The 11,979-nt window shown below is 62.6% G+C and carries 18 protein-coding genes; 6 read left to right on the top strand and 12 right to left on the bottom strand.

From position 1 onward, the window contains the following. The first annotated feature begins 170 nt into the window (after positions 1 to 170). Positions 171 to 374, top strand: coding sequence for a hypothetical protein (locus tag ACPUER_RS03825; RefSeq protein WP_175959808.1), 204 nt, complete (start codon positions 171 to 173; stop codon positions 372 to 374). 307 nt (positions 375 to 681) lie between these two features. Here ACPUER_RS03825 and ACPUER_RS03820 read toward each other — a convergent pair whose 3' ends face one another. The 9 genes from ACPUER_RS03820 to ACPUER_RS03780 form a co-directional block, all read right to left on the bottom strand. After that, on the bottom strand, positions 682 to 861 hold the full coding sequence (locus tag ACPUER_RS03820; protein WP_425130396.1) for a hypothetical protein: 180 nt from the start codon (positions 859 to 861) through the stop codon (positions 682 to 684). Further along, entirely contained in the window at positions 858 to 1,157 is a 300-nt protein-coding gene (locus ACPUER_RS03815) for a hypothetical protein (RefSeq protein ID WP_425130395.1), read from the bottom strand. The genes ACPUER_RS03820 and ACPUER_RS03815 overlap by 4 nt, the downstream gene beginning before the upstream one ends. A 26-nt stretch (positions 1,158 to 1,183) precedes the next feature. Further along, positions 1,184 to 1,525 (bottom strand): hypothetical protein, encoded by a 342-nt coding sequence (locus ACPUER_RS03810; protein ID WP_175959805.1) that lies wholly within the window; start codon positions 1,523 to 1,525, stop codon positions 1,184 to 1,186. Positions 1,526 to 1,571: 46 nt separating this feature from the next. Beyond that, positions 1,572 to 1,769: a hypothetical protein gene (locus tag ACPUER_RS03805; protein WP_425130435.1), complete on the bottom strand. Its 198-nt coding sequence runs from the start codon at positions 1,767 to 1,769 to the stop codon at positions 1,572 to 1,574. A gap of 19 nt (positions 1,770 to 1,788) precedes the next feature. Beyond that, the gene (rpsU, locus tag ACPUER_RS03800) at positions 1,789 to 2,001 is read right to left on the bottom strand and encodes a 30S ribosomal protein S21 (protein ID WP_034181433.1); all 213 of its coding nucleotides are present in this window, start codon (positions 1,999 to 2,001) and stop codon (positions 1,789 to 1,791) included. Positions 2,002 to 2,034: 33 nt separating this feature from the next. Next, complete coding sequence (locus ACPUER_RS03795) at positions 2,035 to 2,244, bottom strand: hypothetical protein (protein WP_072438495.1); 210 nt, start codon at positions 2,242 to 2,244, stop codon at positions 2,035 to 2,037. Between the two features lie 47 nt (positions 2,245 to 2,291). Beyond that, positions 2,292 to 2,576, bottom strand: coding sequence for a hypothetical protein (locus tag ACPUER_RS03790; protein ID WP_072438497.1), 285 nt, complete (start codon positions 2,574 to 2,576; stop codon positions 2,292 to 2,294). A gap of 735 nt (positions 2,577 to 3,311) precedes the next feature. Beyond that, positions 3,312 to 3,515, bottom strand: a complete 204-nt coding sequence (locus tag ACPUER_RS03785) for a cold-shock protein (RefSeq protein ID WP_034181431.1) — start codon at positions 3,513 to 3,515, stop codon at positions 3,312 to 3,314. Between the two features lie 297 nt (positions 3,516 to 3,812). After that, a complete protein-coding gene (locus ACPUER_RS03780; protein ID WP_425130394.1) occupies positions 3,813 to 4,097 on the bottom strand; it encodes a hypothetical protein in 285 nt (94 codons plus the stop codon). 863 nt (positions 4,098 to 4,960) lie between these two features. Here ACPUER_RS03780 and ACPUER_RS03775 point away from each other — a divergent pair. The 4 genes from ACPUER_RS03775 (at position 4,961) to ACPUER_RS03760 (ending at position 7,337) form a co-directional block, all read left to right on the top strand. Then, positions 4,961 to 5,176, top strand: coding sequence for a hypothetical protein (locus tag ACPUER_RS03775; protein ID WP_072438024.1), 216 nt, complete (start codon positions 4,961 to 4,963; stop codon positions 5,174 to 5,176). A gap of 414 nt (positions 5,177 to 5,590) precedes the next feature. Next, the gene (locus tag ACPUER_RS03770) at positions 5,591 to 5,863 is read left to right on the top strand and encodes a metal/formaldehyde-sensitive transcriptional repressor (protein ID WP_072438025.1); all 273 of its coding nucleotides are present in this window, start codon (positions 5,591 to 5,593) and stop codon (positions 5,861 to 5,863) included. A gap of 11 nt (positions 5,864 to 5,874) precedes the next feature. Then, the gene (dmeF, locus tag ACPUER_RS03765) at positions 5,875 to 7,149 is read left to right on the top strand and encodes a CDF family Co(II)/Ni(II) efflux transporter DmeF (RefSeq protein ID WP_425130393.1); all 1,275 of its coding nucleotides are present in this window, start codon (positions 5,875 to 5,877) and stop codon (positions 7,147 to 7,149) included. A 2-nt stretch (positions 7,150 to 7,151) separates the two neighbouring features. Next, complete coding sequence (locus ACPUER_RS03760; RefSeq protein WP_175959801.1) at positions 7,152 to 7,337, top strand: DUF1289 domain-containing protein; 186 nt, start codon at positions 7,152 to 7,154, stop codon at positions 7,335 to 7,337. A gap of 150 nt (positions 7,338 to 7,487) precedes the next feature. On the opposite strand, the gene ACPUER_RS03755 is transcribed toward ACPUER_RS03760, so the two are convergent. From ACPUER_RS03755 to ACPUER_RS03745, 3 genes are read right to left on the bottom strand one after another with little or no spacing between them, the layout of a single operon-like run. Next, positions 7,488 to 8,222 carry a polysaccharide deacetylase family protein gene (locus tag ACPUER_RS03755; RefSeq protein WP_244137243.1) on the bottom strand — a complete coding sequence of 245 codons (735 nt, stop codon included), beginning with the start codon at positions 8,220 to 8,222 and terminating at the stop codon, positions 7,488 to 7,490. Between the two features lie 23 nt (positions 8,223 to 8,245). After that, positions 8,246 to 8,806 carry a hypothetical protein gene (locus tag ACPUER_RS03750; RefSeq protein ID WP_175959799.1) on the bottom strand — a complete coding sequence of 187 codons (561 nt, stop codon included), beginning with the start codon at positions 8,804 to 8,806 and terminating at the stop codon, positions 8,246 to 8,248. A 5-nt stretch (positions 8,807 to 8,811) separates the two neighbouring features. Further along, positions 8,812 to 9,957: a glycosyltransferase gene (locus tag ACPUER_RS03745; protein WP_425130392.1), complete on the bottom strand. Its 1,146-nt coding sequence runs from the start codon at positions 9,955 to 9,957 to the stop codon at positions 8,812 to 8,814. A 537-nt stretch (positions 9,958 to 10,494) separates the two neighbouring features. On the opposite strand from ACPUER_RS03745, the gene ACPUER_RS03740 reads away from it, so the two are divergent. Further along, the gene (locus ACPUER_RS03740; protein WP_425130391.1) at positions 10,495 to 11,796 is read left to right on the top strand and encodes a dicarboxylate/amino acid:cation symporter; all 1,302 of its coding nucleotides are present in this window, start codon (positions 10,495 to 10,497) and stop codon (positions 11,794 to 11,796) included. The last annotated feature ends 183 nt before the right edge of the window (positions 11,797 to 11,979 follow it).

The following is an 11,979-nucleotide window of genomic DNA, read 5'->3' as shown; positions in this document are numbered from 1 at the left end:
CATGGTGGTACATGACGCACAGACTGCAGATCGGCCGCAGACTTCATGGAGAGACGTATGCCGTGACGGAAGCGGGCCGTTGCGATCCGTATCGCTTGCGCAGTTTTATCCCGACTCGGGCGGCGCAAGCCAATCCATGACGAAACGCGGTTTCCTGAGGGAGCTTGTCGATGAACGATCATCTGAAACGAGAAAAGAATCCGCAGGACGGGCAACAGGAACAGGCGGACGCACGCGCGACCGACGATGGAATGCCCGTTGTTCATCCGGACTGGCAAAGACGCCATACCTTTTCGTGGAAAGCCGTCACGCCCAAGCAACGCATTTCCGATGCAAGGAAACGTCTGGGCATGGGTTTTATGTCGAACCATTAACCCAGGCGTAGCAAAACTCCTCGTTCTCAAACAGAACGAGGAGCCGCCCCAGCAAGGCGGAACTCGAAGCCGGCCAAGCGCCGGCTTTTTACTTTGGCGCGTCGCTCGTTACGACAAACGGCGCCTGCAATGCCGCGATGTCGTTGCGCGGAGCAGCGCGGAATCAAGGCCAGCGTCGAATTCTCGATCCGCCTGCGCCAGGGTATCTGACGCCGGAACGTCTGCGGTGCAGCCTGCGCGATGCGCGCACGACGACGCGAGGCGCGAACGTCAACCGCCGCCTGCGCCGGGAGCAGTGCCGCGTCATCTACTTCACCCGATGGTCGGGACCGAAATAGCGCCACTTGCTCGCATTGGAGTCGATGCGGGCGTCGTTTTGCGTACGCTTGTCGGCCCGTTCGATGTCGGCGCGGGCGAGGTCGTCGCGCAGCTTTTGCCGGGTTGCCTGATCGCGTCGATCGATTGCCGTGCTTTCCTGGTATTTCATGGTTCCCTCGGAGCGAGGTGAGCGGGTTGTCGGCCAGTCGCGGCGAATTCGCCGCGGTTGGTGGGTCGGATCTCTGCTGGAGCGATCTCGCCATCGACGATGTCCCTGTCGAATTGCATCGCCAGTTCGACGGCGAACACCGCCGTTTGCGGCGCGCCTTCGTGGAAAACGGCCGTGTCGCGCGGCGCGGCCGCGGAGGCGGTCGAGGCCGGGCAGCAGCCAGCGGCACGGTTGCCGATCGATCGAGTGATGCGGTTGCAGACGGCGGTCTGCGCCATCTGCGTGATTGGACGCATTGTCGCTCGTGCGAGTGCTGCCGCGATCAGACATGCTCCCTGAGGTAGCGGATGCATTTCATCCGTAGACTCGCCCGACCCGCGAGAGCGTCTCGTGGAGGGGGCGCCGGGTCTTTCGCCGCACCAACGAGCGGTTCCGAAAATGCAGCGTTGCCGACCGGGCGGACCGACTTCGCTATCTGGAGCGACGCATGGCCTATCCAGACACGATCGCGCCACTCGCATTTCGCGCGATGGACGATCAGCCAGCCTTGCAGCGATTCGACGAGCTGAAAGGGCGACAGCCATTCGCGAGACTGCCTTTGGGTGACGAGTTGCAGGACAACGAGGAAATAGAGCAGATCAACGTACTTGGTCGGGACGCGCATAGTCCATCTTCTGGTTGTCGATGCTCGCGAGTGTGCCGGCGTCGGCTCATCCCTGGATGCTGAGCGCCTTCTCGATCGCGGCAATCAGTTTGAACGCATCGTCCCGCCCGATCAGAAAACCGCGGCTGGTGTACTCGCATCCGAACGCATAGAAGCTCGGCAGCAGTGTCACCATGTCTTTCTGCTGATCGAAATCGACTTCGCATTTCGTCAACGGGAAAAATGGCGGCTCGTCGTCCGGCATCTTGTACACGATGTGCTCCCTAGTACATTTTGCGGGGCGGCAACATGCGCTTCGCGCGCAGGCGCTGCCTGGAAACGGCGCTGGCCTTTTTCCGCTTGCGTTCAGTCGTGGGTTTTTCGTAGCTGGTGCGACTGCGCAACTCGCGAATCAGCCCGGTTTTCTCGATGGTGCGTCGGAATCGCCGCAGCGCGACGTCGATCGGTTCGTTGACCTTGAGTGTGACTGTTGTCATGTGGATCCTGTTTGGGAACGTTTGAACGGAAAACTAGCCGAGTCGTGTCATGACGGCGCTCGCTATCTCGTCGGACTCGAATTCCGAATATCCGGCTCCCATCGATAGCGCGCGTACCGCCACGAACATTTGCAGTTCTTGCTGATGGCTTCGTGCCGAGTCGGCGATTCCGGCGGGCAGGACGGTGCCGGTCCAGGTGACCTCACGCCGTCTGATCAAGCCGAGTAGTTCGTCGATGATCATGTTGTCCTCCAAATCGCCGACAGATTGCGTTGCGTTGCCGCTGCGTGTCAGAGCCCGTTGGAAAAGAAGCCCTGTTTCTCGCGATTGTCGTCGATGATGTTCTCGGCGTAGCGCAGCGAAGCGCGACGTGCGTCACCGGCGCTGTCAAACGGGGAGTTGTCGCGCAATCTGAACGTCTGGCTCTGCGTCACCGTGTCGGGGGTGCCGCGAAGGCAAATCTTGACTGCTGCGTCGAAACCGGCATCGTAGTTATGCGGACTGCCATCCGGCGCCGGTACGTGGGGGTAAATCAGTGGATAAATCTCGAATCCACGGTAGACATGCATGCTCATGGCAAACTCCTGGCGTTCGGCCACCACGAATTGCATGGGCGAACACATCCGGCCGGTATCGCCGTTGCAGGGCGTGCCGGTGGGGTGAAAGGGACAACGTTGCAGCGCGAGGGAGGGGCGATGCAGCAAGAGGGTAGATGGAGGGGTGAGCAGTCAGACGGCAAGTGATCGCCCGAATAAACCCATCATACGCGCTTCGTTTGTTGGGCGTTCAACTTATTCCGGATTGTGCGCGTCGACGCGCTTCGGCCCATCACGCCGAGATCGTGCTGCACGGCAGCGGTGGCCGCCTCTTTGCCTCTTCGTCGCGCAGCGGTTGGCTCGTTCCGCTATTACGGAGCAGGCGGGCGCTTCTTCGGGCGCGATTTCTCGATAGCGGGAGCCTTGGGCGGCACCCAGTTCAATGCCGTGCCGAGCTTGGGCAGGGTCATGGCAGGCTTGGCACGCGGAGGCGCCTTGTTACTGCGAGGTTGACTTCTGGTCATGCGGGTTCTCCTGCTGCGCGGCTTGAGCGATCCGCCGAGCGGGACTCGTCCGATCACGCACGCGCGGCTGGACACGCGCGCTGCGAGGGGGCTGGGCATCTGCATACGCGCATGTTCGACGTCCGAATGCGAAACGGATGACCCGGTCGAGCTTGCATCGGGACGCGTGGCGCCCGCGATGGAGGTGCGTATGCGCAGGAAGCGGCAGTTACGTGCCGCTCCGTGAACGGGACTGACGGCTTGTGGGAACTTACAGGCCGGTAATGTTCGACGCCTGCAGGCCTTTGGGGCCGCTCTTGGTTTCGTAGCTGACTTTCTGGCCTTCGGCGAGCGTTTTGAAGCCGTCGCCGCGAATCTCCGAGAAATGCGCGAACAGATCGTCTCCGCCTGCGTCGGGCGTGATGAAGCCGAAGCCCTTGCTGTCGTTGAACCACTTGACGGTACCGGTATCCATGTTAGATCTCCTGAAAATGGACGAGCGTATGCGCCCTGAATGGACGCGGGAAAAAATAATCAAGGAGGGAGAGGACAACGAATACCGCAGGCCGCGGTTAATGATGGGCAGCAATCGCGCTTCTTGAATACTTCAGCGGCTGACAGTACGCCTCGGCAACGAAGGTGTCAAGCGCTTTCGGCCGAGGGGCAGAACAAGCGACTGCCCAGGAAAATCAGCATTCCAAAAAAAAAGCGCGAAAAATCCCCGCGCGCGGCCCTTCGTCGGCCCTGGCCGTACGCCGTCCCGACTGCAACGTCAGAGGGTTGCCAGCAAATGCAACTGATGCTCGGTCTCGGTTCCGGTGATCAACGTGAAGAACCCTGTTTCCCGACGCTCGATCATCGAAAGGCCCTCTGCATCGGAGAAGATGTTCCACGCGACGTCATCGACATGTGCGCACCTTCCGCGCGTTCGCGCGAACGCTCGCAGCAGCGGGCTCGCTTCGCGACGGAGCACCAGGCGGTCTGCATTCAACATGTAGGGTGGCCAGCCGGCACGTAGGACGAGGTAGTGGGGAATGGAACTGCGGTCGATTTTCATGGTGGCGCTGTTTGTTCCAGGGAGGGCTTACGTTAGCCGGTCCAACTCGTGTCGACGCTGTTCGATTCGCAGGACATCGCGCGAATGCACCTGTTGATATCACCGGCCGGCACTGCCTGCTCGAAGCCCGCGACGCCTGATGAAGCATCCATGCGAATCGGCCCCCATGCATGGCCCGGCACATGAATGATGTCGCCCCACAAGTGCCGCGACTGCTTTCCGGAACCGGCGAGGATACGTACGAAAACGACCGGCCAGACCTCGAACCTCTTGCGGGTGCCCGATTCTCGAACAGACGCGCGAATGTCGGGGAAAGCTGGCTCCACTATACGCGCTGTCGCCGTGATTCGTGCCGTGCTGTCGTGTGACGACACGCCTTGGAGGCACGCGTTCGCAGGGAATTTCGCTATGCAAATTTATGGAACGGCGTACCATCGAATCGTTGGATGACCCCTGATCGGTTCCAACGCATTGCTCAGCGTGCTCCCATGAATGCGATCGGGCTTCTCGTCGAATCTGGTGAAAGGCGACCGATCAGCTGGGCACCCTTGCTAAGTGTTTGACACCCCTCTCTTGTCCCACCGCTCGAGTGCGGCTCCGAAGGAATTCCGGAGCAACGGGCTTCAATCCCTACCCAGGGGCAGCATTTCGCTCGCCGGTCTATCCGCGACCATCGCTGCGAGGTCGATGCGGATGCTTTCCTGATGTTCGTATCGGGTCGTGCGCCACACTGCAAAAGCGGGATGCCGAGTCGTGAATCCTGTCAGGAGGCTGATCGGACAATGGCACTTCCTGACATTCGACGCTTTCTCGCGCTGCTCCCGCGACAGCCTGGTTCGCGGTAACCCAACAGGGAGGAGCCCATGCTCTTCAATTCGACACGGTTCCGAATCGATCCGACACCCCGCAGGGCGGACGGAGAGTACATCGCGCATGTGAGGATCACCACGGTTCTTCTGGACGGAGGCGAGCGGGAAGTACACGCCAGCGGCGATCTGGCTGGTTTCGATGCGCGCGATGACGCGGTTGCATACGCGACAAAATGGGCAGAAGGATGGCTGACCGCCCAATTTGGTTGAAGCGAGCGCTGCTTGGAGCGAGTCTCCGTCGCACTCGTTTGCGTCGACTGTAACTTCAGCGACATGACCCGCATTTGTGCTCGGTGTTGAGGCCGTTTGCGGCAGCAGGATCGTGCACAAGACACTCGTTCTACTTTCGCAAGCGGCCAAGGACACAGGCGGCCGACGCAAAGCCGGATCTTCGGCGTGTGGCTCGCACGGCGACGGCAGGAATGTCGACGAGCGCGCTGCAGTCCTGCCGCGCGATTTCGGCCTGGATCACCGCGTTGCCCGGGAAATGATCGATCGTCCGAGGACGTCGAAATCCTTGTGCAGGCGAAGCGACAGCGTTGTTATCTTGTCCGACATACCCCCACCCACTATATGGAAAATCCTTTCCGGATATACTCCCCCCCGGTATATGAAAGGATCGCCATGAGCCACACCGTCAAGGAAAAGCAGAAGCTGCTGAATCGTGTCCGCCGGATCAAGGGACAGGTCGAAGCGATCGAACGCGCGCTGGAGGAAGAGCGCGGCTGCAACGAAATCCTCCAGCTCATCACGAGCGGCCGCGGTGCGATGAACGGCCTGCTCGCGGTCGTGCTCGAGGATCACATCCGCAGCCATCTTGTCGATGCCGAGGGGCACGAGGACGAGGGCAGCGCGACCGAACAGCTGATCGAAGTCGTTCACAGCTACTTCAAATAATCGGGGCAGGGATGAGCGACTTCAGGAACGCCGCCTTCGGCGCAGGGCACGACCACATCTTTCTCGGCGCCGCACACGAACAGAACGAACGCAGGACCTGGATGGTCATCGCGCTGTGCGCGGCAATGATGGTGGCCGAGATCGTCGGCGGGTCGATTTTCGGCTCGCTGGCGCTCATCGCGGACGGGCTGCACATGTCGACGCACGCGGGTGCGATGCTGATCGCCGCGCTCGCGTACACGTACGCGCGCCGGCATGCGAGCGACCCGCGATTCGTGTTCGGCACGGGCAAGCTCGGCGACCTGGCAGGCTTCACGAGCGCCATCGTGCTCGCGATGATCGCGCTGCTGATCGGTTATGAAGCGGTCGCGCGTTTGCTCGAGCCCGTTCCGATCCATTTCGGCGAGGCCATTCCGATCGCGGTTGCCGGCCTGCTCGTCAACATCGCGAGCGTCTGGCTGCTGAGCGGCGACCACCACGGGCACGGTCATGGGCATCACCACGGGCATGGGCACGACGATCACGACCATGACCGCGATGAGGTGACGCACAAGGTCTTCGACCAAGGCGGCGCGTTCTTCGTGTCGATCTTCGAAGACGGCGTGCCGCCGGTGTTCCGGATCTCACCGGCGATCTCCGGCACGACGCTCGGCGACTTCACGGCTGCATCGATCACGACGATTCGTCCGGACGGTACGCGGCAGGCGTTCGCGATGAGCGTGCGCGGTGCGTGCCTGGAGTCGGTCGAGAACATTCCCGAGCCGCATGAATTCAGGGCGATTGTCCGGTTGAACGGGCGCGAGCACGAACTCGCATTCGAGGAGCACGACCATGGCGCGTCCGCGGCGGCGGCGCGCGATCACAACATCCGTTCGGCCTACGTCCACGTGATTGCCGACGCGGCGGTCTCCGTGCTGACGATCGTCGGGCTGCTGCTCGCGCGCGCGTTCGGCTGGCTCTGGATGGATCCGCTGGCCGGCATCATCGGTGCGCTCGTGATCGCGAACTGGTCATACGGATTGATGCGCGACACCGGCGGCATCCTGCTCGACATGAGTGCGGACCGTCGGTTGGTGGACAACGTGCGCAGCGCAATCGAAGGCGGCGGCGACACGATCAACGACCTGCACGTCTGGCGTCTCGGGCCGGGGCACATGAGTGCGGTCGTGTCGGTGGCGACGGACGACCCGAAGCGGGATTCGCGCTTCTATCACGGCGTGCTCCAGCGGTTCAAGGATCTGTCGCATGTCACCGTCGAAGTCGTGCCGGCGACGCGGGGGCAATAAGCATGGCGGTCAAATCGCCCTGCATCGACGTGTGCTCGTTCGACGGCAGAACGGGCTACTGCGTGGCGTGCCTGCGAACGCGGGACGAAGCGCGCGCGTGGAAGAAGATGACGGATCATCGGCGCCACCAGATCGTGAACGACCGGGGCCGGCGGCAGGCAAAACTCGCGCGGGAAACATCGGACTGATCGCGCACGCGCGGCGATCGCGGTGGCGACGGCCGCGATCCGGAAAACCTTGATTCGACAAAGGCATCGATCCGTGCGCCGGCATCGGCCGGATCGAATTCGGTGCCGACGCTTTACCATTTCGCCATGTCACAAGCGCCGTTCCCAGCGCTACCCGCGCTTGCGCACCCGCCAACGCGCACACTTGAACAGCAACCGAAGCGCACCGACACCGCCCGCTACCGGAATTCGCGGCAGCAGAAACGGATCGTCGGACGCGTCGGCGCAACCGCGCCGGGTCGTAGTCGCATTGCCGTACCCGGCGGCGATGACCTGGTCGCGGACGCGCGCGTCCAGATCGCCGTACGGATAGCAGAACGATTCGACGCGCCGGCCGCTCAACGCTTCGAGCCGCCGCTTCGACTCGGTTACCTGAAGATCCGACACGTGCGCCGGCACGTGCGACAGCGCGACGTGATCGAGCGTATGCGAGCCGATTTCGTGGCCGTGATCGCGCCACGCGAGCATGTCCTTGCACGTCATCAGCGGCGAGCGTGCGGTATCGGCGCCCGCATCCCAGTCGTTCTCGCCGCCGAACCGGCCGGCGACGAAATAGCAGGTCGCGGTGAACCCGAGTTCGTCCAGCACCGGCATCGCATGCGTGAGCACGTTGAGAAAGCCGTCGTCGAACGAAATGCCGAAGACCTTTCCGCTGCGCTCGCCGCGCAGATACGGCTGCAGTTCGCGCACGCTCAGGCCGCGGTAGCCGAGCCGCCTGAACAGCGTCATCTGGCGGCGGAACGCGTCGGGCGCAACGCTCAGGCCGCGCAGCCGGTCGGGCGGCGGCGGCAGCGGGCGTATCTGGTGATACATCAGGATCGGATAGCGCGTGGCAGACAGAAGCATCGGCGGATCGTGACAACGCAGGGTTACGCGGCCTTGCGGAAAATCCGCAGGGTCTTGAAGTCGCCGACCTCGACGAAATCGGCATTCGCCGCCCATTGTTCGATGACAGGTTCGGCCTTCCGATAGGCCGACGAGCCCTTGTAGAACAGCAGGTGACCTTCGCGTGCGGTATGGCGGGCGAACAGGTCGAGCACTTCCGCGTCGGTCTTCGCGCCATAGCGGCTGTTCGTCTCGTCGCGGAATTCGCACAGGTGGAACAGCGTGACGACGTCGAACGACGGCAGCAGGTCCGAGTTGCTCGTATAGATGTCGCCGAAATACGCGAGGTAGGTCTTGCTGACTTCCGGTTGCCGCGTGACGAGATCGACATACGACTTGTATTCCTTCGGCGACGCCGTCACGCCGAAGACCGTGTTGTTCAGGTGAGGCCGCGCGCATGCCACGCCGACATGGTGGTGGCCGCCGGTGCCGAAGTGGTAGATGCGGATGCCGTTGAGGCGAACGGATTCCAGCCACTCGACGAAGTGCACGTCGCACGGGCACTCCTGCGTCCGCAGGTCCCAATACTTCTTCCAGATATTCATGGCCATTACATGGACCTCAACGATGCCACCCAGCGATACGGGTTGTGTCGAATCGATTTCTGATAGACGGACAAAGTCGCGTCGACGAATGTGTCGAACGAGAACTCGCGCTTGCCTTTCAGCCGCGCGCTGCGTCCCATCGCGCGGACGCAGCCGGGCTCGCGCACGATCGCGCGCAGGATCTCCCCGATCGCTTCGGGCTCGCGCGGCGGAACGACCCATCCGTCCACGCCCGGCTCGACGTTCTCGGGCAGCCCGCCCACGCGCGTCACGATCGCGGGGCAGCCCAGCGACATTGCTTCGCGGCACGCGTACGACAGGCTCTCGTGGTACGACAGCACGAACGACACGTCGATGATCGAGAACGGCGCGCATACGTCGTCGAGCCGTCCGGTGAATGCGATGCGCGACGTCATGCCGTGCCGCGCGATCTGCTCGCGCTGGTCGCAGGACGGCTCAGCACCGACCAGCAGCACGCGAAACCGCTCGCGCTCGTGTTCGGGCAGGCGGCCCAACGCCGCGATCAGATCCATCCAGCCTTTTTCCGGCGCGGTGCCGGCGCTGCTGCCCAGCACGATCGCGTCCGCACCGGACGGCCCGAACAGCGCGACCTTGCGGCGGCGGATCTCGTCGCTCGCAGGTCGTTCCGCAGCCTGCCTGCGCACGCCGTGCTTGACGACCGTGACGTTCCCGTACGGCGACCGGAGCGCGAGCATGCCCGCGACATAGTCGCTGACCGCGATGGTATGGTCGGTCGCAAGCCGTGCACGCAGCAGGTTGCCGAAGCTGTCGGCGCGATACGTGTTGTGCTTGGTGAGCACGACCGCGGGCCGGTGCCGGCACCCGAGCAGCGCCAGCATCACCTGCCGGTGATCGGCGGACCCGTTGACGTGAACGACGTCGAAGCGCTCGGCGACGATCCGCTGGCGCAGCCGGACAAGCTCCTGGCACAGCCGGTTCCAGCGCGGTTTGAATTCCATGTCGAAGATGGCCACGTCGGGGCTGTCCTTCAACAGCCGCGACAGGCGGCTTCCTTCCGGCGACGCGACGGTCACGCGGTGATGCCGGCTCATCGCGGCGGCGAGATCGCGGACGTAGGTATCCTGACCGCCGCCATAGTCGCCGTGGAAGTTGGTGTACAGAATGTTCATCACGATGCCGATTTTTCCCGTTCATTCATTGGGAGGACTGCTTATCAAGCGAACGACTTGCCCTGTCTGGAACAATGGCTCGAACGCGGCTGCGCATTCCCGACTCGCGATTGCGCATTGCCGCTCGGGCGTGACGGCAACGCGAACCATTTCGAAATATTACATAGAGGTTACGCGCGGTAGTGTCGAGGTCTGCGCATCTTTGTGCGAATGTGTCGCGATCGTCTTCCCGTGTCGTCGTCGGTCGACGCAGGCGGCCTGTCCGTCGAGGTCGCGGCGCTCGATGGCCGCTCGCGCCGTTCGGCCGGATCGCGACAAAGCCCGCCTTTCCGGCGGCCGCATGGACGCAGATCAACCGCCTTTTCTTTCAGATTTGAAAGCCGGCGCGCCATTTGCGTTAGAATGCCCCCCCTGTCCGCCCTGGCGACCGCCGGACGCGGGCCTGTCGCACGCATGGCGACGTGAGTTCCGATTTGCAGCCGGACGCGAATAATTTTCCAGCCGTTAGAAGCACACGCTCTGTAATTTGGATTGCTAATGAAGAAGCACAACATTACCAAGTACATCGTCGTTGCGATGATTCTTGGTATCGCAGTGGGTTACGCGTGCCATAGCGCGTTTCCGGACCCGAAGATGGCCAAGGAAGTCGCCGGCTACGTGTCGTTGCTGTCCGACGTGTTCCTGCGATTGATCAAGATGATCATCGCGCCGCTGGTATTCGCGACGCTGACCGTCGGCATCGCGCAGATGGGCGACGGCGGCGCGGTCGGCCGCGTGGGCGTCAAGGCGTTCGGCTGGTTCTTCATCGCGTCGTTCACGTCGTTGCTGCTCGGCCTGCTGACCGCGACGATCCTGCAGCCGGGCAGCCATCTGAGCCTGCCGTTGCCGGCGTCCGACGCGGCCCTCAACCTCAAGACGGGCGCATTCACGCTGAAGGATTTCGTGGTTCACCTGGTGCCGAAGTCGATCGCCGAGGCGATGGCGAACAATGAAATCCTGCAGATCGTCGTGTTCTCGATCTTCTTCGGCACTGCGCTGTCCGCGCTCGGCGAAGCGGGCAAGCGCCTGACCGGCGTGATCGACGATCTCGCGCAGGTGATGCTGAAGGTAACGGGCGCGGTGATGTGGTTCGCGCCGGTTGCGGTGTTCGCGGCGCTGGCGTCGACGATCACGACCGAAGGGCTCGGCATCCTGCTCACGTTCGCGAAGTTCATGGCGAGCTTCTATCTGGCGCTGGCGCTGCTGTGGGGCGTGTTGACGCTTGCCGGCGTGACGTTCCTCGGCAAGCGCGCGTTCACGCTGATCCGGCTGATCCGCGAGCCGTTCCTGCTGTCGTTCGCGACGGCGAGCTCCGAGGCCGCGTATCCGAAGCTGCTGGACGCGCTCGACCGCTTCGGCGTGAACCGCAGGATCTCGAGCTTCGTGCTGCCGATCGGGTACTCGTTCAACCTCGACGGCTCGATGATGTACTGCACGTTCGCCGTGCTGTTCATCGCACAGGTGTACGGCATCCATCTGCCGTTGGGCACGCAGATCACGATGCTGCTGATGCTGATGGTGACGTCGAAGGGGATGGCAGGCGTGCCGCGCGCATCGCTGGTCGTGATCGCGGCGACGCTCAACCAGTTCAACATGCCCGAAGCGGGGCTGCTGCTGATCATGGGCGTCGACATGTTCCTCGACATGGGGCGTTCGGCCACCAACGCCGTCGGCAACTCGATCGCGGCGGCCGTGGTCGCGAAGTGGGAAGGGCAGCTCGACGCGCCGCGCGACGACGATGATCCAGACGGAGGGCGCGTCATGCAGGTGAAGGTGCCGGAGACGTCGGCATCGGCATGATGTGTGGCAACGCGGCGGCGACGGCGCATTGCCTGCTCCACAGTAAATGACAATCGCCGGCCTGGATTCGAAACGGATTCAGGCCGGCGATTTGTTTTTGGGGCAATGATTCCGCATTGCATGCGGTAGCTTTTTCCCGATTCGCCGTAAACGGCATTCGCGGTTTCAATCTTTCGTCGTTGA

This window comes from Burkholderia sp. DN3021, from assembly GCF_049805555.1.
GTDB classification, from domain to species: Bacteria; Pseudomonadota; Gammaproteobacteria; order Burkholderiales; family Burkholderiaceae; genus Burkholderia; species Burkholderia pyrrocinia_C.
The sequence above is the reverse complement of the archived record's forward strand: the minus strand, read 5'-3'. Positions and strand labels throughout refer to the sequence as shown.

What these genes read in the sequence shown, in the direction of transcription:
- ACPUER_RS03825 (WP_175959808.1), top strand. Translation starts at nt 171, where the DNA reads ATGAACGATCATCTGAAACGAGAAAAGAATCCGCAGGACGGGCAACAG.
- ACPUER_RS03820 (WP_425130396.1), bottom strand. Translation starts at nt 861, where the DNA reads ATGAAATACCAGGAAAGCACGGCAATCGATCGACGCGATCAGGCAACC.
- ACPUER_RS03815 (WP_425130395.1), bottom strand. Translation starts at nt 1,157, where the DNA reads ATGCGTCCAATCACGCAGATGGCGCAGACCGCCGTCTGCAACCGCATC.
- ACPUER_RS03810 (WP_175959805.1), bottom strand. Translation starts at nt 1,525, where the DNA reads ATGCGCGTCCCGACCAAGTACGTTGATCTGCTCTATTTCCTCGTTGTC.
- ACPUER_RS03805 (WP_425130435.1), bottom strand. Translation starts at nt 1,769, where the DNA reads ATGCCGGACGACGAGCCGCCATTTTTCCCGTTGACGAAATGCGAAGTC.
- rpsU (WP_034181433.1), bottom strand. Translation starts at nt 2,001, where the DNA reads ATGACAACAGTCACACTCAAGGTCAACGAACCGATCGACGTCGCGCTG.
- ACPUER_RS03795 (WP_072438495.1), bottom strand. Translation starts at nt 2,244, where the DNA reads ATGATCATCGACGAACTACTCGGCTTGATCAGACGGCGTGAGGTCACC.
- ACPUER_RS03790 (WP_072438497.1), bottom strand. Translation starts at nt 2,576, where the DNA reads ATGAGCATGCATGTCTACCGTGGATTCGAGATTTATCCACTGATTTAC.
- ACPUER_RS03785 (WP_034181431.1), bottom strand. Translation starts at nt 3,515, where the DNA reads ATGGATACCGGTACCGTCAAGTGGTTCAACGACAGCAAGGGCTTCGGC.
- ACPUER_RS03780 (WP_425130394.1), bottom strand. Translation starts at nt 4,097, where the DNA reads ATGAAAATCGACCGCAGTTCCATTCCCCACTACCTCGTCCTACGTGCC.
- ACPUER_RS03775 (WP_072438024.1), top strand. Translation starts at nt 4,961, where the DNA reads ATGCTCTTCAATTCGACACGGTTCCGAATCGATCCGACACCCCGCAGG.
- ACPUER_RS03770 (WP_072438025.1), top strand. Translation starts at nt 5,591, where the DNA reads ATGAGCCACACCGTCAAGGAAAAGCAGAAGCTGCTGAATCGTGTCCGC.
- dmeF (WP_425130393.1), top strand. Translation starts at nt 5,875, where the DNA reads ATGAGCGACTTCAGGAACGCCGCCTTCGGCGCAGGGCACGACCACATC.
- ACPUER_RS03760 (WP_175959801.1), top strand. Translation starts at nt 7,152, where the DNA reads ATGGCGGTCAAATCGCCCTGCATCGACGTGTGCTCGTTCGACGGCAGA.
- ACPUER_RS03755 (WP_244137243.1), bottom strand. Translation starts at nt 8,222, where the DNA reads ATGCTTCTGTCTGCCACGCGCTATCCGATCCTGATGTATCACCAGATA.
- ACPUER_RS03750 (WP_175959799.1), bottom strand. Translation starts at nt 8,806, where the DNA reads ATGAATATCTGGAAGAAGTATTGGGACCTGCGGACGCAGGAGTGCCCG.
- ACPUER_RS03745 (WP_425130392.1), bottom strand. Translation starts at nt 9,957, where the DNA reads ATGAACATTCTGTACACCAACTTCCACGGCGACTATGGCGGCGGTCAG.
- ACPUER_RS03740 (WP_425130391.1), top strand. Translation starts at nt 10,495, where the DNA reads ATGAAGAAGCACAACATTACCAAGTACATCGTCGTTGCGATGATTCTT.